The 26,184-nt window shown below is 59.1% G+C and carries 20 protein-coding genes; 14 read left to right on the top strand and 6 right to left on the bottom strand.

The window, feature by feature from the left end:
• Positions 1 to 154 precede the first annotated feature (154 nt).
• A complete protein-coding gene (locus ACTORR_RS03810) occupies positions 155 to 1,060 on the bottom strand; it encodes an AraC family transcriptional regulator (protein WP_099813443.1) in 906 nt (301 codons plus the stop codon).
• A gap of 180 nt (positions 1,061 to 1,240) precedes the next feature.
• Here ACTORR_RS03810 and calA point away from each other — a divergent pair, with 180 nt between their 5' ends.
• Entirely contained in the window at positions 1,241 to 2,293 is a 1,053-nt protein-coding gene (gene calA / locus ACTORR_RS03805; RefSeq protein ID WP_313365630.1) for a vanillin reductase, read from the top strand.
• Between the two features lie 314 nt (positions 2,294 to 2,607).
• On the top strand, positions 2,608 to 3,807 hold the full coding sequence (locus ACTORR_RS03800) for a sugar transporter (RefSeq protein WP_099813444.1): 1,200 nt from the start codon (positions 2,608 to 2,610) through the stop codon (positions 3,805 to 3,807).
• Between the two features lie 62 nt (positions 3,808 to 3,869).
• Here ACTORR_RS03800 and ACTORR_RS03795 read toward each other — a convergent pair whose 3' ends face one another.
• From ACTORR_RS03795 to ACTORR_RS03785, 3 genes are all read right to left on the bottom strand, one after another.
• A complete protein-coding gene (locus ACTORR_RS03795; RefSeq protein ID WP_054886370.1) occupies positions 3,870 to 4,454 on the bottom strand; it encodes a LysE family translocator in 585 nt (194 codons plus the stop codon).
• 49 nt (positions 4,455 to 4,503) lie between these two features.
• Entirely contained in the window at positions 4,504 to 5,322 is an 819-nt protein-coding gene (locus ACTORR_RS03790) for an AraC family transcriptional regulator (RefSeq protein ID WP_409521016.1), read from the bottom strand.
• Between the two features lie 70 nt (positions 5,323 to 5,392).
• A complete protein-coding gene (locus tag ACTORR_RS03785; protein WP_313364702.1) occupies positions 5,393 to 6,292 on the bottom strand; it encodes a LysR family transcriptional regulator in 900 nt (299 codons plus the stop codon).
• 102 nt (positions 6,293 to 6,394) lie between these two features.
• On the opposite strand from ACTORR_RS03785, the gene nfsB reads away from it, so the two are divergent.
• Together nfsB and ACTORR_RS03775 are read left to right on the top strand one after the other, a co-directional pair.
• Positions 6,395 to 7,048 (top strand): oxygen-insensitive NAD(P)H nitroreductase, encoded by a 654-nt coding sequence (gene nfsB / locus ACTORR_RS03780; protein WP_262108412.1) that lies wholly within the window; start codon positions 6,395 to 6,397, stop codon positions 7,046 to 7,048.
• A gap of 182 nt (positions 7,049 to 7,230) precedes the next feature.
• Positions 7,231 to 7,605 (top strand): DUF1801 domain-containing protein, encoded by a 375-nt coding sequence (locus tag ACTORR_RS03775; RefSeq protein WP_099813447.1) that lies wholly within the window; start codon positions 7,231 to 7,233, stop codon positions 7,603 to 7,605.
• Between the two features lie 7 nt (positions 7,606 to 7,612).
• Here ACTORR_RS03775 and ACTORR_RS03770 read toward each other — a convergent pair whose 3' ends face one another.
• A complete protein-coding gene (locus tag ACTORR_RS03770; protein ID WP_054886366.1) occupies positions 7,613 to 8,767 on the bottom strand; it encodes a cysteine desulfurase family protein in 1,155 nt (384 codons plus the stop codon).
• Positions 8,768 to 8,959: 192 nt separating this feature from the next.
• Positions 8,960 to 9,886, bottom strand: a complete 927-nt coding sequence (locus ACTORR_RS03765; RefSeq protein WP_313364703.1) for a LysR family transcriptional regulator — start codon at positions 9,884 to 9,886, stop codon at positions 8,960 to 8,962.
• A gap of 138 nt (positions 9,887 to 10,024) precedes the next feature.
• On the opposite strand from ACTORR_RS03765, the gene ACTORR_RS03760 reads away from it, so the two are divergent.
• From ACTORR_RS03760 to ACTORR_RS03715, 10 genes are all read left to right on the top strand, one after another.
• The gene (locus ACTORR_RS03760) at positions 10,025 to 11,254 is read left to right on the top strand and encodes an acyl-CoA dehydrogenase (protein WP_099813448.1); all 1,230 of its coding nucleotides are present in this window, start codon (positions 10,025 to 10,027) and stop codon (positions 11,252 to 11,254) included.
• Positions 11,255 to 12,202: 948 nt separating this feature from the next.
• Positions 12,203 to 12,706 (top strand): type VI secretion system contractile sheath small subunit, encoded by a 504-nt coding sequence (gene tssB, locus ACTORR_RS03755; protein ID WP_313364704.1) that lies wholly within the window; start codon positions 12,203 to 12,205, stop codon positions 12,704 to 12,706.
• A gap of 32 nt (positions 12,707 to 12,738) precedes the next feature.
• Complete coding sequence (gene tssC / locus ACTORR_RS03750) at positions 12,739 to 14,277, top strand: type VI secretion system contractile sheath large subunit (RefSeq protein ID WP_441343549.1); 1,539 nt, start codon at positions 12,739 to 12,741, stop codon at positions 14,275 to 14,277.
• Positions 14,278 to 14,300: 23 nt separating this feature from the next.
• Entirely contained in the window at positions 14,301 to 15,656 is a 1,356-nt protein-coding gene (gene tssK / locus ACTORR_RS03745; RefSeq protein WP_313364705.1) for a type VI secretion system baseplate subunit TssK, read from the top strand.
• A complete protein-coding gene (gene tssL / locus ACTORR_RS03740) occupies positions 15,653 to 16,333 on the top strand; it encodes a type VI secretion system protein TssL, short form (protein WP_313364706.1) in 681 nt (226 codons plus the stop codon). The genes tssK and tssL overlap by 4 nt, the downstream gene beginning before the upstream one ends.
• A 4-nt stretch (positions 16,334 to 16,337) precedes the next feature.
• On the top strand, positions 16,338 to 18,068 hold the full coding sequence (locus ACTORR_RS03735) for an OmpA family protein (protein ID WP_313364707.1): 1,731 nt from the start codon (positions 16,338 to 16,340) through the stop codon (positions 18,066 to 18,068).
• Positions 18,069 to 18,084: 16 nt separating this feature from the next.
• Positions 18,085 to 18,588: an Hcp family type VI secretion system effector gene (locus tag ACTORR_RS03730; RefSeq protein ID WP_313364708.1), complete on the top strand. Its 504-nt coding sequence runs from the start codon at positions 18,085 to 18,087 to the stop codon at positions 18,586 to 18,588.
• A gap of 149 nt (positions 18,589 to 18,737) precedes the next feature.
• On the top strand, positions 18,738 to 21,392 hold the full coding sequence (gene tssH, locus ACTORR_RS03725; RefSeq protein ID WP_313364709.1) for a type VI secretion system ATPase TssH: 2,655 nt from the start codon (positions 18,738 to 18,740) through the stop codon (positions 21,390 to 21,392).
• Positions 21,393 to 21,394: 2 nt separating this feature from the next.
• The gene (locus ACTORR_RS03720) at positions 21,395 to 23,899 is read left to right on the top strand and encodes a type VI secretion system Vgr family protein (protein ID WP_313364710.1); all 2,505 of its coding nucleotides are present in this window, start codon (positions 21,395 to 21,397) and stop codon (positions 23,897 to 23,899) included.
• Between the two features lie 17 nt (positions 23,900 to 23,916).
• Positions 23,917 to 26,184, top strand: coding sequence for a hypothetical protein (locus ACTORR_RS03715; protein WP_441343548.1), 2,268 nt, complete (start codon positions 23,917 to 23,919; stop codon positions 26,182 to 26,184).

The raw sequence follows: 26,184 nt of genomic DNA, 5'->3' as shown, positions 1-26,184 counted from the left end.
GCGATCTCTGTGTGAACAATGTCCGCAAGAGCGCTGCGATACCTGTGGGAGCGGCTTTAGCCGCGAAGCAGGCGACGCGGTGGATGGCACCGGCCTTGCCGGTGTTCGCGGGTGAACCCGCTTTCACAAGAGCCGTGCGATACCGATGTGCAGGTCACACCGGCAGGCTCTGGTAGGGCAGTTCATCCCCTGGGCTGCGGGCAAACTGGCGCTTGTACTCGCGGCTGAACTGCGAAGTGCTCTGGTAGCCCACCCGATGCGCCGTCTGTGCCACCCCGAGCCCCTCACCGATCAGCATCTGCTGCGCCTTGAGCAGGCGCAGGCGCTTGAGGTACTGCATCGGCGCCATGTCGGTGCAGCGTTTGAAGTGCTCATGGAAGGTCGATACGCTCATATTGGCGCAGGCGGCCAGTGCCTCGACACTCAGCTGCTCGGTGTAATGTTCGCGCAGGTGCGTGAGCGCCGCGCCGATCCGGGCGAAGTGCCCTTGCTGTTCCACCAGCGCGCGCAGCACCCCGGCCTGGGGGCCGCGTAGCGCGGTGTACAGCACCTCGCGTACTCGCGCCGGGCCCAGCACCTTGGCGTCCACAGGGTCTTGCAGGCACTGCAGCAGACGCTCCACCGACTCACGCATCGGTGCATCGAGCGCCGCCGAGGTCATCGACTGTGGCGTTTGCGCCTGCACTGCAGGGTCGGGTGCCAGGGCCATGCTTTGCACCAGTTCACCCAGTACAGCGCGGTCGATGTCCACCGCCACGCCCAGCAGCGGCTCGTCGGTGGTGGCAAAGGTTTCGCACATGAACGGTACCGACAGCGCTTGCACCAGATAATGGCCGGCGCCGTATTCCAGGGTGCGCGGGCCGAGGCGCGCCAGCTTGCTGCCCTGGGCCAGGATCATCAGGCTCGGCTCGTAGATCTGCGGGCTGCTGGCCACATAGTGGTCCCAGCTCAGCACCTGTACCTGGGGCAGGTGCGTGGGTACGAAACCCGGGCGGGTGGCCAGGCTGCGGATCAGCGAGCACAGCGGGGCGTTGGCATCGACGTGGCGGGTCAGTTGCATGAGGAACCTGGGCAGAGAATCAGACAGTCGCATCATCGCAGATCGGCAGGCCAGCGCCAGATGGTCGCTGGCAGGTTCGGAGAATCAGGCATGGATGCCGGAGAATCAGCCGTGTGCGGGCCGGGCGAGGACGAGCAGAATGCGCAGCCTGAATCGTTTCACTTCCCTGTGAGGTCCCGCATGTACACCGCCATCGGTTATGCCGCCCAAACCCCGACCAGCCCCTTGGCCCCCATGACCTTCGAGCGCCGCGCCCCGCGCCCGGACGACGTCGCCATCGAGATCCTCTACTGTGGCGTTTGCCATTCCGACATCCACCAGGCGCGCAACGAATGGGGCATCGCCGTGTACCCGCTGATGCCCGGCCACGAGATCATTGGCCGGGTCACTGCGGTGGGTGACCAGGTCACCTCGCACAAGGTCGGCGACCTGGTCGGTGTCGGTTGCATGGTCGACTCCTGCCGCCACTGCGAGGCCTGCGCCAAGGACCTGGAGCAGTACTGCATCGAAGGCCCGACCATGACCTACGCCACCCCGGACCGGGTCGATGGCAGCAACACCATGGGTGGTTATTCCAGCAGCATCGTGGTCAGCGAGCACTTCGTGGTGCGCATCCCGGCTGGCATGGACCTGCCCAGCGCGGCGCCGATCCTTTGCGCAGGCATCACCACCTACTCGCCGCTCAAGCACCATGGCGTCGGCCCCGGCCACAAGGTCGGCATCCTCGGCATGGGCGGACTGGGCCATATGGGCATCAAGCTGGCCAAGGCCCTGGGCGCCGAAGTGACCCTGTTTACCCGCTCCCGGGCCAAGGCCGAGGAAGCCCGCCGCCAGGGTGCCGACCATGTGATCGTGTCTACCGATGCCGAACAGATGCGCGCGGCGGCGGGCCGTTTCGACTTCCTGCTCGACACCATCCCGGTGCAGCACGACCTCAATCCGTATCTGGAGACCCTGAAGTTCGACGGCGTGCACATCCTGGTGGGCCTGATCGAGCCGATCGACCCGGCCGTGCATGCCGCCAACCTGGTGATGAAGCGTCGGGTGCTGGCCGGTTCGCTGATTGGCGGCATCGCCGAAACCCAGGAAGTGCTGGACTTCTGTGCCGCCCATGACATCCGTTGCGACATCGAGATGCTCGACATCCGCAACATCAACCAAGCCTACGAGCGCATGATCGCGGGTGATGTGAAGTACCGCTTCGTGATCGACATGGCCACCCTGCAGGGCTGAACCAGCCGTTAGCCTGCACCGGCCTCTTCGCGGGTAAACCCGCTCCCACAGGTACTGCGCTTGCCTCAGGCTGAGTGCTATTCCTGTGGGAGCGGGTTTACCCGCGAAGAGGGCGGTGCAGGATTGCACGATCAGCGCCTTGTCACACTTTTCCACAACAGGCATCCCCCAATGCTGCCATGGTTGTGAGGCCCCGGCGTGACGCGTACCATGCGGGCAATCCTTCCAATAACAAACCCGTGCCTCAGCGCGGCCGATACTTGGCCCCTGACGCGCGTCCTTTCGCCTTGCCTGCGGAGAACAGATTCCAGCCCATGAACGGACCCATCCCCACCAACCTGCCGCCGACCGCGGGTGCTGGCAGCTGGCTGAGCGTGATTGCCCTGGCCCTGGCGGCCTTCATCTTCAATACCACCGAGTTCGTCCCGGTAGCGCTGCTCAGCGACATCGGCCGCAGCTTCGACATGACCACCGCGCAGGTCGGCCTGATGCTGACCATCTATGCCTGGGTGGTGGCGCTGGCTTCGCTGCCGATGATGCTGCTTACCCGCAACATCGAGCGCCGGCGCCTGCTGCTGTTGGTGTTCCTGGTGTTCATCATCAGCCACCTGCTGTCGTGGTTGTCGCAAAGCTTTGCCATGCTGCTGGTCAGCCGCATCGGTATCGCCCTGGCCCACGCCGTGTTCTGGGCCATCACCGCGTCGCTGGCCGTGCGCGTGGCGCCGCCGGGCCAGCAGGCCAAGGCCCTGGGATTGCTGGCGACGGGCACGACCCTGGCGATGGTGCTGGGCATCCCGTTGGGGCGCGTGGTGGGCGAAGCGCTGGGCTGGCGCATCACCTTCCTCAGCATTGCCGCGGTGGCGCTGGTGACCATGCTGTGCCTGATGAAGTCGCTGCCGTTGCTGCCGAGCCAGAACTCCGGTTCACTGCGCAGCCTGCCGATTTTGTTCAAGCGCCCGGCGCTGGTGATTACCTACCTGCTGGTGACGCTGGTGATCACCGCGCAGTTCACTGCCTATAGCTACATAGAGCCCTTTGCCTTGCACGTGGCGCAGATCGGTGGTGAGCGCACCACGCTGTTGTTGCTGTTGTTCGGTGGCGCTGGCGTGTTCGGTTCGCTGTTGTTCAGCCGCTACAGCGACCGTTACCCGCATGGGTTCCTGGTGGGTTCGATCGGGGTGCTGGCGGCTTGCCTGCTGTTGCTGCTGCCGCTGTCGGGCGATTTCTATGTGTTTGCGGCGTTGAGCATGTTCTGGGGCGTGGCGATTCTCAGCTTCAGCCTGGCGCTGCAATCCAAGACCCTGAAGCTGGCGTCCGATGCCACCGACGTGGCCATGGCGCTGTTCTCCGGCATCTACAACATCGGCATCGGTGGCGGGGCGTTGCTGGGCAGTATCGTCAGCAGTCAGATGGGCGTGGCCGATATCGGCATGGTTGGCGGCAGTGTGGCGGTGGTCGGGTTGCTGCTGGCAGTGGCCAGTACCCGGCGATTCCGCGAGGCCCTGAGTCATTGAAGAACCGCACCGGCCTCTTCGCGGGTTTACCCGCGAAGAGGCCAGCGCAGGCATATCAACTCTCAGCTCAGCACGGCCGCCCATGCGGAAACAAGGAGCAACCCTGCCAAGCCCCGGTTGAACCACCGCAACCGCCCAGGCGCCTGCAACCAGCGCGCACTACCTACCCCCAACAGGGCCCACACCGCCATGCACGGCACGGCAATCAGCAGAAACACCAGGGCCAATTGCCACACCGGCAGCGTCGGCGCCGCAAACACGCCAATCACGGCCACTGCCATCATCCACACCTTTGGGTTGACCACCTGCAACGATGCTGCGCTGACTGCGCCGAACGGCTTGCCGCCTGCCGTATCCAGCGGCTCGCCGGCACTGCGCAACATGCGCCAGGCCAGCCAGCTCAACCACAGCACCCCGGCCCAGCTCATCGCCTGCTGGGCTGTTGGATGGCGCAGCAGCGCCTCACCCAGCCCCAGGCCGACCAGCAACACGATTGTTGCCGCCGCACCACAGGCCGCCAGTATCGGTGCCAGGCTTGCGCGCAGGCCTTGCCGGGCGCCGTGGGCGAGGATCAGCAGGTTGGTCGGCCCCGGGCTGATGCTCGAGACCAGGGCGAAAAGCATGAAAGGTAACAACGATTGCGACATGGGAACGGCTCCGAATGCTCAGGGCCCCATGGTCGCCATTGACGGCTTGTCAGTCTGGAAGGTTTGAGCAGCGGCGTCGGTAGTCGGCCGGGGTCAGCCGATAGGCACGACGGAACCAGCGACCCAGGTGGCTCTGGTCGGCAAAGCCAAGGGTCATGGCCACCTCGGCAGGTGTCTGGCCGTGAGCAAGCAGGCGCCGGGCACGGGCCAGCCGCAGCTGGACCAGGTAGGCATGGGGCGCCAGGCCGAAGGCCGCCTTGAAGGCGCGGGTCAGGCGGAAACGGTCGACCCCACAGGCCTGGGCAACCTGCTCCAGGCCGATGTCCTGGTCGAAATGGGCGTGCAGGAAATCACGCGCCCGCTGTGCGGTCAGTGGTAGGCGCGGGTCGGGGTTGAGGCGCTTGCGCCAGTGCAGGTGGCGGGTCAAGGTGGCCAGCAGGGTGTCCATGGCCGTCTGGCGCACGATGCGCAACTCCTGGCCATGCACCGCCTGGAACGCCAGGGCGATAGCGTGGGCCAGGCGCTGGTCGTGGCACAAGGTGTCGGCGAAACGCGGCAGGCTGTCACCGGGGGCCTGTTCGAACAGCGCCCGCAGCTCGGTGTCCAGCCAGTTCGGTTCAAGGTACAGGGTCGAGTAGGTGAAGCCTTCGGCAGTCGGGGCATGGCCGTCGTGAAGGTCGCCGGGTTCGAGCAGGAAGACCTGGCCTGCAGTGCTCTGGTGGCGAACCCGACGGCAGTTGAACTGCTGCACGCCCTGCTCGGTGAAACCGACCAGAAAGCTGTCGTGCCAGTGCGGGTCGTAGGCGTGCCCGACAAAATGCGCGCGAACCGACTCGATGCCGGTGTCGGCGTCCTGCTTGAGGTCGATCCCAGTTGCTCATGGCGCTGCGCTGCTGACGGGGAGGGCAGTTCACCTTACTCCAGATGCGTTAGCCGGTTTAGAACAATTGTGCAGGCTGCAGCGCGGCAAAACGCTCGCGCAGCCACAAGTGCAGTTGCGTCACCGCGGGCGACAGCTGCTTGCGGTGCGGGCACACCAGCGTCACCGGCGTGGCTTCGCCCTGATGCTCCGGCAACAGGACTTCCAGTTCGCCGGCGGCGATGTTGGCACTGACGTCCAGCCACGACTTGTAGACGATGCCTTCACCTTCCAGCGCCCAGCGCCGCACCACGTCGGCGTCGTCGCTGACCAACGGCCCGCGCACCTGCACGGTGCGGTTGCCCAGCTGCCATTTGTCGTATACGCGGTTGTGCTGCAGGTACAGCAGGCAGTGATGCTGTTGCAGCTCTTCGGCTGTGCGGGGGCGGCCGTGGCGGGCCAGGTAGGCGGGGGATGCCACCACCACGCGACGGTTCCAGGGCGCCAGCGGCAGGGCGATATAGTTGGCGTCCTGGTTGAGGCCATAGCGGATGGCGATGTCCACCGGGTCACGGCTGAAATCGGCCATCTGGTCGGAAAGGAAGAAGCGCAGGCTCAACGCCGGGTGCTCGCGGCGAAACGCACTGAGCCAGGGCAGCAACAGGTTGCGGCCGATGTCGGAAGGCGCGGACACCTGCAACACCCCGCGCAAGGTGCTGTGGCTGCCGTGCAGCTGTTCGTGGCCCTGGCGCAGGGTGTCGAGCACGCGCTGGGCGGTGGGCAGGTAGAGTTCGCCCTCGGCGGTCAGGCGCAGGCTGCGGGTGGTGCGGGCGAACAGGCGCACGTCGAGGTCGCGCTCCAGGCGCTTGATCGCGGCGGCCACTTGCCCGGGCAACAGGTCAGCCTCATGGGCAGCGGCGGTGAAGCTGCCAAGGGCGCTGCTGCGCACGAACAGTTCGAGGTCGGTGAAACGAAGCATTTTCACTCCGCAAGGTAAAGTGTTGCTGCATTCTGCCGCTTTTTCCGGTTTGCAGGAAAGATAAGATGCGCGACAAATCCCTTCGTTAACTGGAGTTGCAGCATGGATACCGTCTCCCTGGCCAAGCGCCGTTACACCACCAAGGCCTACGATGCCGCCCGCAAGATTCCCCAGGCCACGGTCGATGCGCTGCTCGAACAGCTGCGCCACAGCCCGTCCTCGGTCAACTCGCAGCCTTGGCATTTCGTTGTCGCCGACAGCGCCGAAGGCAAGGCCCGCCTGGCCAAGGCCACCGACGGCCGTTTTGCCTACAACTCGCCGAAAATCCTCGATGCTTCGCATGTAGTCGTATTCTGCACCCGCACCGATATGACCGAGGCGCACCTGAATGCGGTGCTTGAGCAGGAACAGGCCGATGGCCGCTTCCGCGACGATCAGGCACGGGCAGGGCAGAACCAGAGCCGTCGCGGCTATGTGGACCTGCACCGTTTCGATCAGAAAGACCTGCAGCACTGGATGGAGAAGCAGACCTACCTGGCCTTGGGCACCGCGCTGCTGGGTGCTGCGGCACATGGGCTGGATGCGACGCCGATCGAAGGGTTTGATAGCAAGGTGATGGATGCTGAGCTGGGGCTGCGTGAGCAGGGCTACAGCAGCGTCGTGGTATTGAGCCTGGGCTATCGCAGCGAGGCGGACTTCAATGCCGGGCTGAGCAAATCGCGCCTGCCGGCGTCGACAGTCTTCACCTTCCTGTAAGTGCGTTATCGGCAGTGGCGGCCTCTTCGCGGGTAAACCCGCTCCCACAGGGATATCACCGACCTTGAAGCCGGTGGAGACCTTGTGGGAGCGGGTTTACCCGCGAAGAGGCCAGCACTGCCGACACATTCGTCATGCATGAACGATACTGAGAAGCCCACTGACCGCTTCTGGATCTCACCATGCCTGACCTGACCCCCAGCGAACAGATCGACGCCCGCATCGCCGTCCTGGACGACTGGCGCGGCCCGGCCCTCGCACGTCTGCGAGCCCTGATCCACCAGGCCGACCCCGACGTGCTGGAGGAAGTGAAATGGCGTGGCGTCCCGGTCTGGTCCCACGCCGGCATCCTCTGCACCGGTGAAAGCTACAAGGACAAGCTCAAGCTGACCTTCGCCAAAGGCGCGCGACTGGCCGACCCCGCAGGCCTGTTCAATGCCAGCCTCGACGGCAACACGCGCCGCGCCATCGACGTGTTCGAAGGAGATGAAATCGACGAACAGGCGTTCATCAACCTGATCCGGTCAGCCGTGGCACTCAACGCGAACAAGGACTGAGCGGCAGCTACCAAAGCGCGGCCGAAGCCGCCGTCAAAGCCCGCCCGAACACCGCGATCGCCGTGTCCACCTCGGCCTCGCTGGTAAACCGCCCGATACTCACGCGCACGCTCTTGCGTGCCCGCGCTTCATCGAGCCCCAGCGCCAACAGCACATGCGAAGCGGCATTGCTCGCCGAGTTGCAAGCCGATGTGGTCGACAGCGCCAGTTCACTGGCCAAGGCCATGCTGTTGAAACCGTTGGCTTCGATGCACAGGTTCAGGGTGTGAGGGATCCGCTGCAGGGCGCAGCCATTGAGGCTGACCCCCGGCAATGCCAGCAACCCATCACGCAGGCGCTTGGCCAAATGTTCGATACGCTGGTGCTCGCTGTCACCCGGCTCACCGGCCAGGGCGAAGGCACTGCCCATGCCGACGATCTGGTGCGTCGGCAAGGTACCCGAGCGCAGCCCTTGCTCATGCCCGCCACCGTGGATCTGCGCACGCATCAATTCACGGGCGCGAGGCCCGACATACAAAGCGCCGATACCTTTTGGCCCATAGACCTTGTGCGCCGAAAACGACATCAGGTCCACCGCCATTGCCTGCAGGTCAATGGCCAGCTTGCCGACCGCCTGGGCCGCATCCACATGCAGCAGGGCGCCATGGGCGCGAACCCGTTCGCCAATGGCAGCGAAATCGGTGACAGTGCCCAGTTCATTGTTGACGGCCATCAGCGACACCAGGCGGGTGTCCGCGCGCAGCGCAGCCTGCACGGCGTAGGGCTGGATCAGGCCGCCGGCGTCCGGCGCCAGGCGGGTGATGGCCCAGCCCTGGCGCTCCAGTTCCTTGACCGTATCGAGCACGGCCTTGTGCTCCAGCTGGCTGGTGATCAAGTGGCCAGGCTGGGCCATGCCCTGGGCGATGCCCTTGAGTGCCAGGTTGTTCGACTCGGTGGCGCCCGATGTCCAGACAATGTCGTCGGCGCGGGCGCCAACCCGCTCGGCCACTTGCCGACGGGCCTGCTCGACCACTTCGCGTGCGGCCTGGCCGTAGGCGTGGCCACTGGAGGCGGGGTTGCCGAAGTTAACCTGGCGACCGAGGCAGGTGAGCATGGTTTCGATGACCCGGTCGTCGACCGGAGTGGTGGCGGCGTAGTCGAAATAGAGGGGGGCGCTAGGCATGGGGCGGATCCGTGCAATGTTGCCGTGGTGTCGGCAATCGTTGCATCAAGCCTAAGCGCTTGTGGAAAAATGATTTTGCTATTTATGCTGCAGATAGCCGGTTAATGGAGAATTTTTTTCTCCGCTGATAAATCAGTTAGAAATGCTTTTTCTCTCTGTGGGCCCAGGCGAGCCCACAATGCCATGAGCGCTTCAGGCAGGCTCCAGCGCCCGTTCTTCTTCGGCCACCACGCGCTCGCACAATTCGATGATTTGCTCGCGCATCCAGCGGTTGGCCGGGTCCTGATCGGTGCTCTCATGCCAGTACAGGTGAGTCTCCAGCGCTGGCACCTCCACCGGCAGCGGCTGGAAACGCAGCTGGTGGCGGCGGGCGAAGCGCTCGGGCACGGTCATGGCCATGTCGGTCTGCTGCAACACCTGCGAAGCCATCAGGTAATGCTGGGAGCGCAGCGCGACCTTGCGTTGCACGCCCATCTTGCCCAGTGCCAGGTCGACGTAGCCCAGGCCGTTGCGGCGGCTGGAGATATGGATATGGGTCATGCCCAGATAGTTGTCGAGGGTCAGCTTGGTATCGGCCAACGGGTGGTCCTGGCGCAGCGCGCAGACGTAGCGGTCCTGCATCAGCTTGACGTGGCGCACCTGCGGGTCGGTGTTCAGCGGGGCATCGACGGCGAAGTCCAGGCGCCCGGCGGCCAGTTCCTTGGTGGTTTCCCGGCGTTTGCACAGGAAGCTTTCGATCAGCACTGCCGGGGCCAGGCGGCGCAGACGCTGGAACAGTGGCGGCAGGATCACCGCCTCGGTCAGGTCGGTCATGCTGATGCGGAAGGTCTTGTTGGCCTGCTGCGGGTTGAAGATGCGGCTTTCCTGCACCGAGGTGCGCAGCAGCGCCAGGGCATTGCGCACCGGGCCGATGATGTTCTGGGCCATGGGCGTGGGCACCATGCCCTGGGCGGTACGTACGAACAGCGGATCGTTGAAGGTTTCGCGCAGCCGGGACAGGGCGTTGGACACCGCCGGCTGGGTGATGCCGACGATCTGCCCGGCGCGGGTCAGGTTGGCTTCGGTGTAGATCGCGTCGAAGACGATGAACAGATTGAGGTCGACCTTGCTGAGGTTCATGGCGCCGCTCTTTGTTGGAATTATTGGCCGATCATATATCGGTTATGAATGTTTATACACGCTGAAAATAGGCTAGGTAGATCGAGGCTGGCTGCTCTAGGCTCTGCGCATGTACTTCGAACCGTGAAGGTAACCCCGATGGATTTCGCCTATTCGCCCAAGGTCCAGGCACTGCGAGAGCGCGTCAGCGCCTTCATGGATGCTTATGTCTATCCCGCCGAACCGGTGTTCGAGCGCCAGGTCGCCGAGGGCGACCGCTGGCAACCCACCGCGATCATGGAAGAGCTCAAGGCCAAGGCCCGTGCCGAGGGTTTGTGGAACCTGTTCCTGCCCGAGTCGGAGTACGGCGCTGGTCTGAGCAATCTGGAATACGCACCGTTGGCCGAGATCATGGGCCGTTCGCTGCTGGGCCCGGAGCCGTTCAACTGCTCGGCACCGGACACCGGCAACATGGAAGTGCTGGTGCGGTATGGCAGCGAGGCGCAGAAGCGCCAGTGGCTGGAGCCGCTGCTGCGGGGTGAAATCCGCTCGGCATTCGCCATGACAGAACCGGACGTGGCGTCTTCGGACGCGACCAACATGGCCGCTACCGCAGTGCGTGATGGCGACGAGTGGGTGATCAACGGCCGCAAGTGGTGGACCTCCGGTGCCTGCGACCCACGCTGCAAGGTGATGATCTTCATGGGCCTGTCCAACCCCGATGGTCCGCGCCATCAGCAGCATTCGATGGTGCTGGTACCGACCGATGCAGCGGGGGTGAAGATCGTCCGCCCGTTGCCGGTATTTGGCTATGACGATGCACCCCACGGTCATGCCGAGGTGCTGTTCGAGAACGTGCGGGTGCCGTATGAAAACGTGGTCCTCGGCGAGGGGCGTGGTTTCGAGATTGCCCAGGGGCGCCTTGGCCCAGGCCGTATCCACCATTGCATGCGCTCGATCGGCATGGCCGAGCGGGCGCTGGAGCTGATGTGCAAGCGCTCGGTCGAACGCACGGCCTTTGGCCGGCCCCTGGCGCGCCTGGGCGGCAACGTCGACAAGATCGCCGACTCGCGCATGGAGATCGACATGGCGCGCCTGCTGACGCTGAAGGCGGCGTACATGATGGACACCGTCGGCAACAAGGTCGCGCGCAGCGAGATTGCGCAGATCAAGGTGGTGGCGCCGAATGTGGCGTTGAAGGTGATCGACCGGGCCATCCAGATGCACGGTGGGGCAGGGGTGAGTGGTGATTTCCCGCTGGCCTACATGTACGCCATGCAACGCACCCTGCGCCTGGCCGATGGGCCGGATGAGGTGCACCGGGCGGCGATCGGCAAGTACGAGATCGGCAAGTATGTGCCGGTGGAGATGTTGCGCGGAGGAAGGTGAGGCAAGCCTGCTCCTGTCTCTGTGGGAGGAACTGTCTTGCTCAAATGTTGAAAGCTGGCGCGATTCCTGTGGGAGCGGGCTTGCCCGCGAACACGGGCAAAGCCCGTGCCATGGACCGCGGCGCTTGCTTCGCGGCTGAAGCCGCAGTGGACCGTGCAGGTTTATTGTGTCTTGAGGTCTACATCAGATCTTTGGCCCCCTTGGCGGCCCAGTACACTCATCAGCTTGCTCGTCTCATCCTGGCGCCCCACGCCAGTGTCTGATCCCCCATCCTCACGCGCGGCACCGGTGTCCTTGGCGCCGTGGCGAACACCAGTTTTTTCTTCCTCCTTGAGCGGCTCCGCTGCGCCACTTCCAGTTCCGCCAACGCCTCTTGCACCGCGCCCGTCGTTGAAACGCCATGAAGTCGGAAGGCATTAACTGATGCTGTAGGACGTTTCCATCATAACCGTGCAGAAAATTCTTCAGAAGTTTAATGAGCGGCGAGTTCATCCTGCAATACATCGGGCTCGAATCCTAGTCGGCGGCGAGTGTGCTTTCGAGTTTTCTTATTTCAGGGTGCTTGTTCGAGTTTGTAGGAAGTATCTGATTATATGCGGGCGACTTGAAATATATTGTTGCTTGTGTGTGGCGGAAGTTGGTTTGGTTTGATGCTGATTGTGTTGATGTAGGTCAATGTCTGAGCAGCGATTGGGCTGTTTCCATTGGATATGTAGTTGTGTTGGTGCGGTTGATACGGCTTCTGTAGTTCAGTGTGGTTTTGACTGATTTTTGTAGGACGCTTCTCTATTTTTACAAGGGGGTAGCGCACTGTGGAAAATTACGCCATGGTTTGGCGAGGAGATGGTTCCGTGCGCAGTGGTACATTTGGGTTTGAAACTCGACGAGTCTTGAGGGTCGCTAACTTTTTTCTAATCCTCGCCAGGGGGTCCTGTTTTAGGAGAATATATGGCTTCAAACAGCTTTCAAAATGAAGTGCCGAAGGCGCGGGTCAATATCAAGCTAGATCTGCACACTGGCGGTGCCCAACGCAAGGTGGAACTTCCGCTTAAGCTCATGCTGATGGGGGACTACAGCAACGGCAAGGAGCAGCGCCCGCTGTCAGAGCGGCCGAAGGTAAATATCAATAAGCATAATTTCGACAGTGTGCTATCCGAACTCTCTCCACGTCTCAAGCTTATCGTTGAAGATACGCTGTCGGGAGGCGGTGGCGAGACGCCGGTCGAACTGAGCTTTCAGCGCATGAAGGACTTTGAACCAGAGCAGGTTGCCCGACAGATCCCCCAGTTGCGTGCACTGTTGGCGATGCGGAATTTACTGCGCGAGTTGAAGGCCAATCTTCTGGATAACGCCACGTTTCGTGCTGAACTGGAGCGGATACTTAAAGATGAAGCGTTAAGTGACGAGTTGCGTAGGGAGCTCGCCGCCCTTGCGCCGCAAAGCGAGCGCTAAAACCATCATCTCGACAGACGGGAAGCTAATAAATGTCCGAAGAACAATCTTCTGCGCAAGTGCGTGGCGCCACCGTGCAGGTGGAACAAAACCAGAGCGTCTATCACGCGCTGTTTGAAAGAATAAACCTTGAGCCGCTTGAGCAGATGGGCCGCATTGAAGCGTTCCAAAATGTCGATGCGTTGTCAGAAGCGACGGCTAATGAACGTGTGACGGCATCGGTGAGCGTTTTTCTGGACCGGCTCAAGCAAGTCTCGCCGAAGGTGGAGAAACTGGACAGGGCTCTGCTGGATGAGCACATCGCCTCGATTGACGCTCAGATCAGCAGCCAGCTGGACAAGGTCATGCATCACCCGGATTTTCAGAGGGTCGAATCAATCTGGCGTGGCGCGAAGTCGTTGATTGATCAAACGGATTTTCGTCAGAACGTTCGGATCGAGCTGCTGGATATCAGCAAAGCGCATTTGATGCAGGACTTTGAGGACGCGCCGGAAATTTCTCAAAGCGGTATGTATCTGCATACCTACACCCAGGAATACGATACGCCTGGCGGTGAGCCCATCGCGGCGGCGGTTTCGAATTACGAATTTGGGCGGGGGGCGCAAGATATCGCGCTGTTGCGGAATGTTTCGAAAGTGGCAGCCGCCGCGCACATGCCCTTCCTGTGCTCGGTTGGCCCGGCGTTCTTCGGCAAGGACACCATGGAGGAGGTTGCCGCGATCAAGGATATCGGCAACTACATGGATCGCGCTGAATACATTAAATGGCATGCCTTTGCGCAAAGCGATGACGCCCGTTACGTGGGGGCGACGATGCCCCGTGTGTTGGGGCGCCTGCCTTATGGGCCTGACACGAACCCGGTGCGACTCTTTAACTATGTGGAGCAGGTCAAGGGGCCGGACCACAGTAAATACCTGTGGGTGAATTCGACCTTTGCATTCGCAGCCAACATGGTTAAGAGCTTTATCGCCAATGGCTGGTGCGTGCAGATTCGAGGACCGCAGTCCGGTGGCGCTGTCACGAACTTGCCGATCCATTTGTACGACATGGGGACTGGTAGTCAAGTCAAGATCCCTTCGGAAGTGATGATCCCGGAGACCCGAGAATTTGAGTTTGCCAACCTGGGCTTGATACCACTTTCGTATTACAAGAATCGCGACTACGCGTGTTTCTTCTCGGCTAACTCAGCGCATAAGCCGGCCATCTATGACACCGCAGAGGCCACGGCGAATAGCCGTATCAATTCGCGCTTGCCCTATGTGTTCCTGCTTTCTCGCATTGCACATTATTTGAAACTGATCCAGCGGGAGAATATCGGTACCACCAAAGACCGTCGTCTGTTGGAGTTGGAGCTGAACAGGTGGGTAGGCGGTTTGGTCACCGAGATGACGGACCCAGGGGATGACTTGCAGGCATCTCACCCGCTAAGGCAAGCCAAAGTGGTTGTCGAAGACATTGATGACAATCCGGGCTTCTTCAGAGTCAAGTCGTTTGCTGTGCCGCATTTCCAGGTTGAGGGTATGGACATCAACCTCTCCTTGGTTTCGCAGATGCCCAAAGCAAAATCTTGATTGCGGTTGCAGGAGTGTACGACGTGAAAATCGATCGGCCTTTATGGGCGTCCGGAGTGGTGTTGTCTGCGCAGCAGTTTCAGCAGCAGGCCCGCTTTGAATCGTGGACTAATCAGAGTATTGCCTCACTGGCCTTGGTCCACCCTTGGGGTATCCGCAATGTGGCGTTTGATTCAGAGGCGCTGAGGTTGGGCAAGCTGATGGCCACTCGGCTTCAATTGTGCCTGCCAGAGGGTACTTTGATTGACACCGATCGGTTGGATCGACTGCCCGGTGCCCTGGAACTCTCTCGGGTATTACCCGGTGATATCCAGACGGCAACGGTTGTGCTCGCTTTGCCACTGGAGCAGGCCAATGGTAACAACTGCCTGCTTGAGGGCAGCAGCGCTGAGCGGCCTGTCAGATATCACCAGGTTTGGCGTGATACCAAGGATCTCTACTCCGGGGAAATGCAGTCAATCAGCGTGCTCGAGCATGCGCTGAGCTTGCGACTGGCTGACGACGATAATGCGGATTATCTCACGTGCCCGGTGGCCCGTTTGCTGCGTGATGGCCGGGATGGGTGGGCAATGGATGATACCTACATCCCGCCCTTGCTCAGGTTTGATGCGCATGCCGGGTTGTTGCTTCAGCTCGACAACTTGCTGACCCAGCTGTCCGCCAAGCGTGAGCGGTTGATGGGGATGCGCCGGGAGAGCAACCAGCGCATGGCGGATTTTGCTGTTGCGGATGTCACATTGTTCTGGTTGCTCAATGCGCTGAACACTTATCAGCCAGTGTTGGCCGACCTGAAAGCGCACCCTGGTCGGCACCCGGAGCAGGTGTATCAGCAGTTGGTGAAGTTTGCAGGTGGTCTGCTGACCTTCTCGTTGGACCAGCATATAGAGGACATACCTGCCTACCAGCACGCAGATCTTCAAGCCGTTTTCCCGCCGTTGATGCGTACCCTTTCTACGTTGCTAGAGGCGAGCCTGCCGTCACGTGTGCTGGCCTTGACCCTGGAGGTACGCAGCGCAAACCGTTGGCAGGTTTCCCTGAGCGATCCACGCTTGCTAGAGCCAGAAGGTGCTGACTTCTATCTCTCGGTTCGCTGCCGGCTGCCGGCCGTTCAAATTCAAAGCCAGTTCCCCCGGCTGTGCAAGGTCGGTTCCCCTGATGACGTGGACCGTCTCGTCAATGCGGCGCTCGATGGCGTTCCGCTGAAACCTTTGAGCCATGTGCCGGCGGCAATACCGCTACGTCTGGAAAATCAGTACTTCGCACTCGACCTCAGCCACGCGAAAGGGCGGGCGATGCTGGCTGATGGGGTCTGTGCGCTCTATGTACCGAGCGTGTTTCAGGATGTCCAGCTCGAATTGTTCGCGGTGCTTCGCTCATGAATCGTGCGACACAAAAGAACGCCGCAGCCAAGGTGGATATCGACGCGCTGATGCAGGATACCTATCTGCGGGTAGTCGAGTTGCGTCACGGTACCGAGGCGCACAGTAGTCCCCAGCTTTGGGCGCGTTGTGTTGCCGATGTCGAGCATATACGCGCCGTGCTTCAGGAGCGTGGTCTGGATCGCCGTAGCATCGATCTGATCAGCCATGCGCAATGTGCCCTGCTGGACGAGACGGTGCTTGCTTGCGCGGAGGGTCGAGCCCATGAGGATTGGGCGATGGAGACCTTGCAGGCAAAGTTTTTCAGTAGCCACCAGGCGGGTGAGTCGCTTTACGAAGATATCCGCAGTGCGCTGCGAGAAGCCTCTGTGCATCCTCACGTACTCACCGTATTTCATCGAGTCCTGATGCTTGGATTCCTGGGGCGTTACCGAGAAGTCAACCATCCGGAGCGGCAGCAACTGTTGACCGCCATCTCTGCCGAGGTGCCGCCTCTGGTCACAAGCCAGTCGTTGGTGATCCCTTTAGGCACTGGTCCGCGGATGCCGATCTGGGGATGGTTGCGCTCTCCTCTGGTTCACATCGTGATGGCCACTGCCCTGTTGGTAGGCGCCTGGTGGTGGCTTGATAACGCGTTAAGTGAGGCGGTGGCCTCACTCTTGCCGGCGCAGGAGTGAGGATATGCCGCAGATACACAAACAAGGGCTTTGGCTGTGGGCCGGTGCGCTGTCCTTGTTGTTGATTGCCATGCTGCCGATGGCTGTAGAGGTTCAAGCCATCGCTGCCCTGGTGGTCACTGCTTTGATGATGTTGGGTTGGCGCCGGATTTCGCGTGCTGCCGAAAAACGTACACAGCTGCAGCGGAGCAGTGGTGTCAGCCTGCCTGCCGGATCGTATTGTCATCCCGTTGTTCTAGTGGTCGGCGATGGTTTGGCTGAACTGTTTGAGGCCTTGTCTGCCGAGCAGTTGGCTCCACGAATAACAGGGGAGGGATGTTATGTGCCAGTGCCCGACCTTTCGAAGTTACCCGCAACCGTAGCCGATCTCTTGCTGGCGCAGCCAGAGTGGAGTGGGCAGCTCAGCGTCATGTGGGTCGTAACCCCCAGTGCCCACACTGACGGCGCAGTGCTTGCGAGCCAGATACAAAGCTTGTGCCACCAGCTCGCAATATTGCGCAAGCGAGGTATACCGCTGCCGCTGCTGGTTGTGGGCTATTTCCACAGCGCGACGGGGGCTTCGCCCTGGTTCAGCTGGGAGGCTGAAGCGTCGAGTGTGCAAGTACGCGAGGCAGGTGAATGCCTGAGCCTGTCCGAATGGCAGCGCAGGGGCAAAGATCCTGAGCGCCAGGCTGGTCGACTACGAACCACGGTGCAATTGAACGCTGCCGTCGGTTGGTTGAACGAAGCATGCTTGCCGGAAATGGACATAGGCAATTCCCATCAGGGGATCGAAACTGCGCTCACCCTTGCGGTTGCCTTTGTTCCCAAGACTGAGGGGGCGCGTGACAGCAATATTTGGCACCGTTGGCTCCAGCAGCGGACCGGCCTTTCCTACAGTCGTGATGGCGCTAATTACGCAAACGCGTCGTTACCCTTTCCTGATGCACTGCTTCATTTGCTGCCCGGCAGGGCTCCGTACAGTCCGCGAAGCAGGGCTGTGGTGATTGGGGTCTGGTTGTTCGTGCTAGCGGCTTGCGTCGCATTGATCAGTTCGGCGAGGCAGAACACGCTCTTGATGCGTCAGGTCACCGATGATTTGCGACGCTACAGCACCGCTTCGCTGAGCCCCGATTCGGACAACATATCGCAGCGTCAAGAGGCACTGATGGTGCTTCGCCAGGATGCGCAGCGCCTGGATCACTACTACCGCCAGGGAGAGCCATGGTCACTGGGTATCGGGCTTTACCAAGGCGAAAGATTACGTCCGTCACTGCTGTCTGCGATCAACGGCCACCGCACCCCGCCCGTGCCTCAAGGATTGCCTGACAAGCCACGCACGGTTCGCCTGGACAGTTTGTCGCTGTTCAACAGTGGCAGCGCGCAGTTGAAGCCAGAGTCGACCAAGGTCCTGGTGAAGTCGTTGGCGGGCATCAAGGCCCAGCCAGGTTGGTTGATTGTGATCACGGGCCACACGGATGCGACGGGTCGTGACGAACAGAACCTGCGCTTGTCGCGAGCACGCGCTGCTGCGGTTCACGACTGGATTCAACACATGGGTGACATACCCAGCAATTGCTTCGCTGTACAAGGCTTGGGGGCGAGCGAGCCCGTTGCAAGCAATGACACGGAACAAGGACGGTCGGCCAATCGCCGAGTTGAAATTCGCCTGGTGCCGGAGGCGGGGGCTTGTCAGTCCTCGGCGACGGCCTCAGGACTGCAACCCCTGTCGCATTCCGCGACTTCCAACGCTTGAAATGAGGAACTTATAGATGGCTATTCCTATTTACCTGTGGCTGAAAGACGATGGCGGGGCCGATATCAAAGGCTCGGTGGATGTAAAGGGCCGCGAAGGTAGTGTTGAAGTGGTCGGTCAAGATCATGATCTGTATATCCCCACTGATAACAATACCGGCAAGTTAACCGGTACTCGCATCCATACGCCATTTGTTTTCACCAAGGAGATAGACGCCTCTTCTCCGTACCTCTACAAGGCCGTGACGACCGGGCAGACGCTTAAAAAAGCGGAATTCAAATGGTACAAAATCAATGGTGCCGGGCAGGAGGTAGAGTATTTCAACACCAAACTGGAAAACGTCAAGGTCGTGAAAGTTGCACCAAAAATGCATGACGTCAAAGATCCAGAGAAAGAGAGACACAATCACTTGGAATTGGTCGAGTTGCGCTACGAGAAGATTACTTGGGCTTTCAAGGATGGAAACATCATCCATTCAGATTCTTGGAATGAACGCCCTAGCGCCGCTGCCGCTGGATAAAACCTGGCTGTCAGGCCAAGTTGGTTGACAGCTTCCAGTGTCTTGGGTTGAGCGCCCGTGCGCGGGCGTTCAGCCAAATACACCTCAGATATTCAGACGCGCTCGCACTTGTGGCGACAGGCTGATAATTGACGACAAGGATGCCCTGTATGGCACACGATCCTACCCGCTTGCTACGCCGGCTCAACTCATATTGTACCCAAGCACTCACGGCGGCTGCATCGCTATGCCAGGCACGTGGGCACAGTCATATCACTGTTGAACATTGGCTGTTGAAGTTGTTTGAGCAGGGCGAAGGCGATCTGGTGGTCATCGCCCGTCGATACGCGTGGGATGTGGAAACAATCTGGCAAGGGTTGCTTGAATACTTCGATACCTTGCCGCGCAGCGTGCTCAGTAAACCTCAGCTGAGCGGTGAGGTACAGCAGTTGATCACCAATGCCTGGTTGCTGGCATCGTTGGATCGTGATTGTGAGCAATTGCGATCCGTTCATTTGCTGGAGGCGCTATTTGAAACGCCAACCTTGTTGAACTGTTCCGCCACTTGGCCTCTATCGAGCATCGGTCCAACGCAATCTGAGCAAATGATGGCGCTGCTTGAATTCGATTCGGAAGAAGGTCAACCAGAGCAGGCATCACTATTCGAACCAGAAGTGTCAGATGAGCCTAACGCCGTCGTCGCCTCACGTGGTGACGTGGCATTGCTCGCTACTCTAGACCAGTTCAGCCACGACGTTACTGCCAAGGCAGCAGCGGGGCAGATTGACCCCGTGTTCGGCCGCGACGATGAGATCCGTCAGGTGATCGATGTACTGAGCCGTCGGCGCAAGAACAACCCCATTTTGGTAGGCGATCCAGGTGTCGGAAAAACCGCGCTGGTCGAGGGGCTGGCTTTACGCATCGCCAGCGGCGATGTCCCCGATAGCTTGAAACCGGTGTGTATCCGTACGCTGGACCTGGGGTTGCTCCAGGCGGGCGCCGGGGTCAAAGGCGAGTTCGAACAACGCTTGAGAAACGTGATCGATGCCGTCCAGCGCTCAGCAACGCCGGTGCTGCTGTTCATTGACGAAGCGCACACCTTGATCGGCGCTGGCAACCAGGCAGGGGGCGCAGATGCGGCGAATCTGTTGAAGCCGGCCTTGGCGCGTGGCGAGCTGCGCACCATCGCTGCCACCACCTGGAGTGAATACAAGCAGTACTTCGAGCGCGACGCGGCACTGGAACGTCGCTTCCAGATGATCAAGGTCGATGAGCCGGATGATGCCAATGCCTGTGTGATGCTGCGAGGGCTCAAAGCACGTTATGCCAGCTACCACGGTGTGCATGTTCAAGACGCTGCGGTGCAGGCGGCGGTCAGCTTGTCCCGGCGCTTTCTGACGGGGCGCCGCCTGCCAGACAAAGCGGTTGATCTGGTTGATACCGCCTGTGCTCGGGTCCGCATGAGTCTGGATTGTGAGCCTCACGCACTGGTCCAGCTGAAGTCGCAAATGACGGCGCTGATTACTGAGCAAATGGCGCTGGAAGAGGATGCGCAGCTGACCGGCAATGTGGCTGAGCCGCGCCTGGCCAAGATCAACGCACAACGGGCCCATCTTGAAAGTCAGCAAACCGCGTTGGCGCTGCAATACCAGCAAGAGCTCGATTTCACCCATCAGCTGCTAGAGGCTCGTCAGACCGACCAGATCGATACGGCTGCCTGCGCTCAGCTTCAACAAGACCTCAGCCGCGTGCAGGGGAGTCGACCACTGCTGTCACTCGACGTGTGCGCACGCAGTGTGGCTGAAGTGATTGCCGACTGGACGGGCGTGCCTCTCGGCAGCTTGCTGAAGGATGAACACGCCAGCTTGTTGAACCTGGAAGATCAGTTGGCCGAGCGTGTTGTTGGTCAAGGCCCCGCGCTGCTTGCACTTGCCCAACGGTTGCGCGCCGCCCGAACGGGCCTCACTGACGACAAAGCACCGATGGGCGTGTTCCTGCTGGTCGGCACCAGTGGTATCGGCAAGACAGAAACGGCACATGCCTTAGCCAGCAGTCTGTTCGGTGGCGAGAAGTCGTTGATCACGCTGAACATGTCGGAGTACCAGGAGGCGCACACCGTCAGCCAACTCAAGGGCTCGCCGCCTGGCTATGTGGGCTACGGTCAGGGCGGTGTGCTCACCGAAGCCGTCCGCCAGCGGCCCTATAGCGTCGTGTTGCTCGATGAAGTCGAGAAGGCCCACCGCGACGTGCTCAACCTGTTCTACCAAGTGTTCGACCGCGGCTTCATGCGTGATGGAGAGGGAAGGGAGATCGATTTTCGCAACACGGTCATCTTGATGACTTCCAACCTGGGTAGCGACCTGCTGCAAGACAGTGTCGAGCGGCAACCAGACATTGAGGAAGCGGCACTGAACGAACTACTGCGTCCCGTGCTACGCGAGCACTTCCAGCCTGCGCTCTTGGCGCGCTTCCAGACCTTGATCTACCGCCCACTGGATGCCGATGCGTTGGCGCGCATTGTCGCGATCAAGCTCGATCAAGTCGGCAAACGGTTACAGCGTCACTATGGATTGCGATGCGAGGTTGACGACTCCCTGCATGCAGCCTTGGTGGCTGCCTGCCTTTTGCCCGATACCGGCGCCCGCAACATCGATAGCTTGCTCAACCAGCAGATCCTGCCGGTGCTCAGCCAGCAGTTACTCCAGCGGCAAGCGCTTGGCCAGGCGACTCAAACCGTGACGCTCGGGTACTGCGAAGACACCGGCATCAGCTTGAGCTTTGTGGATGAACCCGATCCTGCGTTGCTGGCTATCGAGGGGGCCTGATCATGGCTAAGCCAATCAGGGGTTCCACCCACAACCGCTATCAGCTAGAAGTTGAAGACCTTACGGCCGAAGTCGATGTACTGTCATTCAAAGGCGAGGAATGGCTAAGCCAGCCATTCAAGTACACCATTGCATTCACATCCCAGGAGCAGGATATCGAGGCGGCGCAGATCCTCGGTAAAGATGCCAGCTTCCATCTGGGCAAGTCTGAACTGACCACTCCGCTTCCAATGCCTGACGGCATGTCACGCACAGTGCATGGTGTGCTCACGGGTTTCAAGCGTGTCTCAGGCTCCCGGGATGAGGTCCGCTACCAAGTCACACTTGAAGCGCACCTGGCCTTGCTCGGGCGTGGCAAGCAGTACCGGATCTATCAGCATCAGTCGGTACCGGAGATAGTCGAAAGCATCCTGCGCAGTCGCCATCAGCTGCAAGGGCAGCACTTCGTGTTCGACCTGGCACGTGAATACCCCAAGCGTGAACAGGTCATGCAGTACGGTGAGAGCGACCTGACCTTCATCAGCCGGCTGCTGGCGGAGGTCGGTATCTGGTATCGCTTCTCCCACGACGATCGCCTGTACATTGACGTGATCGAGTTTCACGACCATCAACGCCATTACCAGTTTGGCGTCAAGTTGCCGCATCGGCCCCTGTCGGGTTTGACCAGCAATGGGCAGGACGGCGTATGGGCGCTGCAGGTTGAGCATCAGGTGGTGGAGCAACACATCAATGTGCGTGCCTACCACCACCGGGACGCGACTGCGTTTCTGGATGGTGAGGTTGATCACAGCCGGGGTAACACCACCACGTACGGCGAAAGCTATCACTACGGCGAACCCTATACCGCGCTGGGTGACGCAATTGACCAGGATGAGGACCTGCTCAGCGAAAGCGGGTACTTCTGTGCGCGCCTGAATCATGAACGCTTTCTCAACGAGCAGACCCGTTGCAACGGTGTCAGCAGCAGCGTGACGCTGGCCCCAGGGCAAGTGCTGACGGTCTCTGACGGGGCGCCGCAGGTCTTCGAGCCCGGGGTGGTCATCACCCATTTGACCGTCGAGGCAGCACGCGACCGGAGCCTGGAGGCCAGGTTCGACGCGATTCCCTACTCGGAGTCGATCGGCTTTCGGCCAAGAGTGCTGAGCAAGCCACAGATTGCCGGTACGGTGCCGGCGCGGGTCACCAGTACGCAAAAGAACGACCCTTACGGCCATATCGACATGGAGGGACGTTACCGGGTCAACTTCCTGTTCGACCGGGACACGTGGCGAGCAGGCGAGGAAAGCGTTTGGCTACGACTGGCGCGCCCTTATGCGGGGGACACCCATGGCCTGCACCTGCCGTTGATCTGCGGTACCGAAGTGGCGGTGGCGTTCGAACAAGGCGACCCGGACCGGCCCTACATTGCGCATGCCCTGCACGACAGCCAGCACCCCGACCACGTCACGTTGCGCAACTACAAGCGCAATGTGCTGCGGACCCCGGCCAACAACAAGTTCCGCCTGGACGATACGCGTGGACAGGAGCACATCAAGCTCAGTACCGAGCACAGTGGCAAGACTCAGCTTAATCTGGGGCATGTAGTCGACGCTGAGCGCAAACCCCGAGGAGCGGGGGCAGAGCTGCGAACGGATGGGCATGTCGCTGTGCGCGGTGGCAGCGGCATCTTCATCAGTGCTGATGCTCAGCCTCAAGCCCAAGGGACAATGCTGGAGATGGGAGCAGCGTTGGCTCAGCTCAATAACGCCCTGGCATTGGTGAACGCACTGTCGCAAAGCGCAGCTGTGTCGGGAGCATTACCAGCTGATAATCAGGCCCAACAGAGCCTGCGGGAGGCATTGGCGCGGCTCAAAGATGCGGGACTCCTTGCCTCGGCACCTGCCGGGATAGCTATGGTTACACCTGCAAACATCCAACTATCGGCAGAAAACTCTATTACAGCTACGGCTGGTGATAGTGCTGACTTCAGCCTATTCAAACGTTTCAGCGTGGCCGCAGGTGAGGCAATCAGTCTGTTCGCCCAAAAGTTAGGGCTCAGATTAATTGCGGCTCGTGGCCCTGTGGACATTCAGGCCCAAAGCGATGCGATGACGTTACAAGCAGACAAGGAACTTGCTTTAAATAGCAGTAATGGCGAGATCGTTCTCAATGCCCAACACGGTATCACTCTGGTTAGCAGAGGTGCCTATATCAAGATAAAAGACGGATCTGTTGAGATCGGTGCCCCGGGTGAACTGCATATCAAGAATGACAATATCGCTTGGGGAGGCACTGCCTCATTGGAGAAGGCCTTGGCACCGATGATCCTGGAAGATCCTGTTTACAGCAATCCCATGCAAGGTGGCTTTCAAGTTAAAGATAAAGTCAGTGACAAGCCAAAACCTTACGTACGGTATCGAATTGAAGCTGCCGATGGCAGTGTGCTGAGAGGCATGACAGATGGGAATGGTTATACACAATCCCACTATGGAGTTGATCTTCAAAGCATAAAGTTATTCTTTGAGTAACTTCGGGGTGATAGAAAATGAGCGGTGCGGATACTTCAGTGGCAGAGTGCAGGGTTTGCAAAAGTAATCCCGTTGTAGTGGCTCATCATCAATCGGTGCAGTGTTATTTTTGTCCGGAAACCGAAGAGTTGGTTTTTGTTGCTGACAGTGAGGCTGCAGAGTTTGAGGCGCATTGGAAGGAAATGCAGCAGTGTGTAAATGATTTTCATCAGGAAAAAATTAATTACTCCATTGCAATCGAAAAATATGGAATTGCTGCAGAAACCACAGCAGCGCCTGAGGCGTCATTTCATGACGCTGTAGTGCGAGCTGAGGGAAATTTGGAGTTGAAGCGAAAAGAATTAAAAGAAAAAATTGGTGAGTTTTCTACCCAAGACATGAAATATAATGATGTTGTGGAGCTGGTTCCTGTTAGTGGCCAGTCTGCTAGAAGAAAAACTGGTGGGAAACGAGCGCCTGTAGTTTATGTAAAAAAAGGTTACTACAGTAAAGGCAAGGATGGCAGAGAACTCCATACTGTGTCGTTGAAAAGTAGTGACAAAAAAGGCGGCGCTGAAAGTATCTTTGAGCGACGCAAAGATGGAAAAATTCGACGCATAGACGACAAGAAGCTTAAGAGGCAGCTTGCCGGATTGAATTGGCCAAAAATAAAAATTGATCTAAAGGATGTTGTTAAATGGGCAGGCCTTGGTTTTGATCCTGAGGCACTGAGTATGGATTGTTCACTTTTTGACTGGGCAGATAGCTGGAATGCTGCCGCACAAGGTGAGGCAAAGTGGGGGGATCATATTGATTTTGAGGGCGGAACTCAGTTTATGCGCTTTGTTTCCAATTTCGGCGCTAATGTTGAAATTGATCCACGTAAGCAACAATTCTCCATCAAAGGAGAGGGTGGCGGCAGCTTAACTGCGGCTGCCGGCATAGCCTCCTTTTCAATTTACGCCCCGGATCGCATCGGATGGGCGCTTACAGTTAATCCCTCTGATGAGAACGAGGCGCCGTTTGATTTAGGGATGATGCGCCTAAGTTTAAACGTTCGCTTGGCCGCATTTATTGGAGCGACGCTTCAGGTGGAGGCTCAATTCCAGGTAGTCAGGAGTGGTGACCAGCAAACCGTCATGGGCCAACCTGGTCGTTTGAGACCTTTCAGTGAAAGAAAAAGCAAAGCTTACGATTTTCATAAGCAGATGAGCGGTGAAGATGAAGGGATAAAACTTTCGGCAGAAGCTTTTGCGGGTGCGAGGGCGGAAGGAACACTGACGGGATCACTGCAATGGTTAAAGCCGACAGCGGCAGGGGAAACAAATGGCGGTATATTGGAGACTACTGGAGAGTACGTCGATTTTTGTAAAATAGGACCCAGTATTGCAGGGTTGGCGGGGGTGGGTGCCGGCTTGAGTTTTCATTGTACTTTTATTAATGGGAAGTTTTGTTTTCATTTTGCAGCCTCTCTATGCAAAGGGGCGGGTGCCAAAGGTGGCTTTATTTGTGAGGTGGATGGCAATACCTTTCTGAAGTTTGGTGCTTGGTTGATTTATCAACTGAATGAAAGGAATTATGGTTTTTTTAGAGTTATGGATAAGGCCGCATTTAGAGTGTATACGTGGTGTTGTGTTATGCAAATGGAGGTCGTTGAAGCTAATGTATATGACTATTACTCATTCGCAAAAGGATCGATTAAAACAATTGCAGAGGGTTTCAAAAGACAGGTTGGTGAATTGGCTGATGAGACGAAGAGGAGTGTTGATGCTTCGAGACGACGGAATCAGTTAGCTAAAAATGTTATCACACGACAGTTGGATCTGTTGCGCTACACCCCTGAAGCTAAGGGTATATTGCTTTACCTTCTAACGCGTCATGGTAAGTGGGATAATATAGATCCAGGAAACATAGAGTTTCTCGATCGCTACGGCGAACGAAAAGAGGCGGTGCTTTGTGTGCTTAGAAGTATTCAGAGCAAGCCGGAGTGGCGTAAAGTATTGTCTCGTGTCAATGCGGAAGGGAAGGGCCCATCAGAGGGACACGATGAGTTGGACGCCGTCGAGCGGCATGAGCGAAGCTTGGTGGACTTTCTTAAGTTAGGGAGGGATCGAGATAGAGAATTATATGAAATAAAATATGAGCGAAACGAATTGGCCATAATTTATGATCGGTTGAAGGAGTTTGGTTCTTCTGGCTATGCGCTCGCTATGAATGATACGGTCTATTATAAGCTAAACGTTGGTCGTAATCCGAATTACCCGCGACGCTGCAAGTTTGGTCCTTGTGGTGCGGGCATTGCTTAA

Origin of the sequence: Pseudomonas sp. SAR267 (assembly GCF_052077595.1) — a bacterium.
In the GTDB taxonomy this organism is placed as follows: domain Bacteria; phylum Pseudomonadota; class Gammaproteobacteria; order Pseudomonadales; family Pseudomonadaceae; genus Aquipseudomonas; species Aquipseudomonas vlassakiae.
This window is presented reverse-complemented; position numbering and strand designations above follow the sequence as displayed.

Bases quoted from the DNA above. Each gene is read 5' to 3' on its own strand.
- ACTORR_RS03810 (WP_099813443.1), bottom strand. From the start codon at position 1,060: ATGCAACTGACCCGCCACGTCGATGCCAACGCCCCGCTGTGCTCGCTG.
- calA (WP_313365630.1), top strand. From the start codon at position 1,241: ATGTACACCGCCATCGGTTATGCCGCCCAAACCCCGACCAGCCCCTTG.
- ACTORR_RS03800 (WP_099813444.1), top strand. From the start codon at position 2,608: ATGAACGGACCCATCCCCACCAACCTGCCGCCGACCGCGGGTGCTGGC.
- ACTORR_RS03795 (WP_054886370.1), bottom strand. From the start codon at position 4,454: ATGTCGCAATCGTTGTTACCTTTCATGCTTTTCGCCCTGGTCTCGAGC.
- ACTORR_RS03785 (WP_313364702.1), bottom strand. From the start codon at position 6,292: ATGCTTCGTTTCACCGACCTCGAACTGTTCGTGCGCAGCAGCGCCCTT.
- nfsB (WP_262108412.1), top strand. From the start codon at position 6,395: ATGGATACCGTCTCCCTGGCCAAGCGCCGTTACACCACCAAGGCCTAC.
- ACTORR_RS03775 (WP_099813447.1), top strand. From the start codon at position 7,231: ATGCCTGACCTGACCCCCAGCGAACAGATCGACGCCCGCATCGCCGTC.
- ACTORR_RS03770 (WP_054886366.1), bottom strand. From the start codon at position 8,767: ATGCCTAGCGCCCCCCTCTATTTCGACTACGCCGCCACCACTCCGGTC.
- ACTORR_RS03765 (WP_313364703.1), bottom strand. From the start codon at position 9,886: ATGAACCTCAGCAAGGTCGACCTCAATCTGTTCATCGTCTTCGACGCG.
- ACTORR_RS03760 (WP_099813448.1), top strand. From the start codon at position 10,025: ATGGATTTCGCCTATTCGCCCAAGGTCCAGGCACTGCGAGAGCGCGTC.
- tssB (WP_313364704.1), top strand. From the start codon at position 12,203: ATGGCTTCAAACAGCTTTCAAAATGAAGTGCCGAAGGCGCGGGTCAAT.
- tssC (WP_441343549.1), top strand. From the start codon at position 12,739: ATGTCCGAAGAACAATCTTCTGCGCAAGTGCGTGGCGCCACCGTGCAG.
- tssL (WP_313364706.1), top strand. From the start codon at position 15,653: ATGAATCGTGCGACACAAAAGAACGCCGCAGCCAAGGTGGATATCGAC.
- ACTORR_RS03735 (WP_313364707.1), top strand. From the start codon at position 16,338: ATGCCGCAGATACACAAACAAGGGCTTTGGCTGTGGGCCGGTGCGCTG.
- ACTORR_RS03730 (WP_313364708.1), top strand. From the start codon at position 18,085: ATGGCTATTCCTATTTACCTGTGGCTGAAAGACGATGGCGGGGCCGAT.
- tssH (WP_313364709.1), top strand. From the start codon at position 18,738: ATGGCACACGATCCTACCCGCTTGCTACGCCGGCTCAACTCATATTGT.
- ACTORR_RS03720 (WP_313364710.1), top strand. From the start codon at position 21,395: ATGGCTAAGCCAATCAGGGGTTCCACCCACAACCGCTATCAGCTAGAA.
- ACTORR_RS03715 (WP_441343548.1), top strand. From the start codon at position 23,917: ATGAGCGGTGCGGATACTTCAGTGGCAGAGTGCAGGGTTTGCAAAAGT.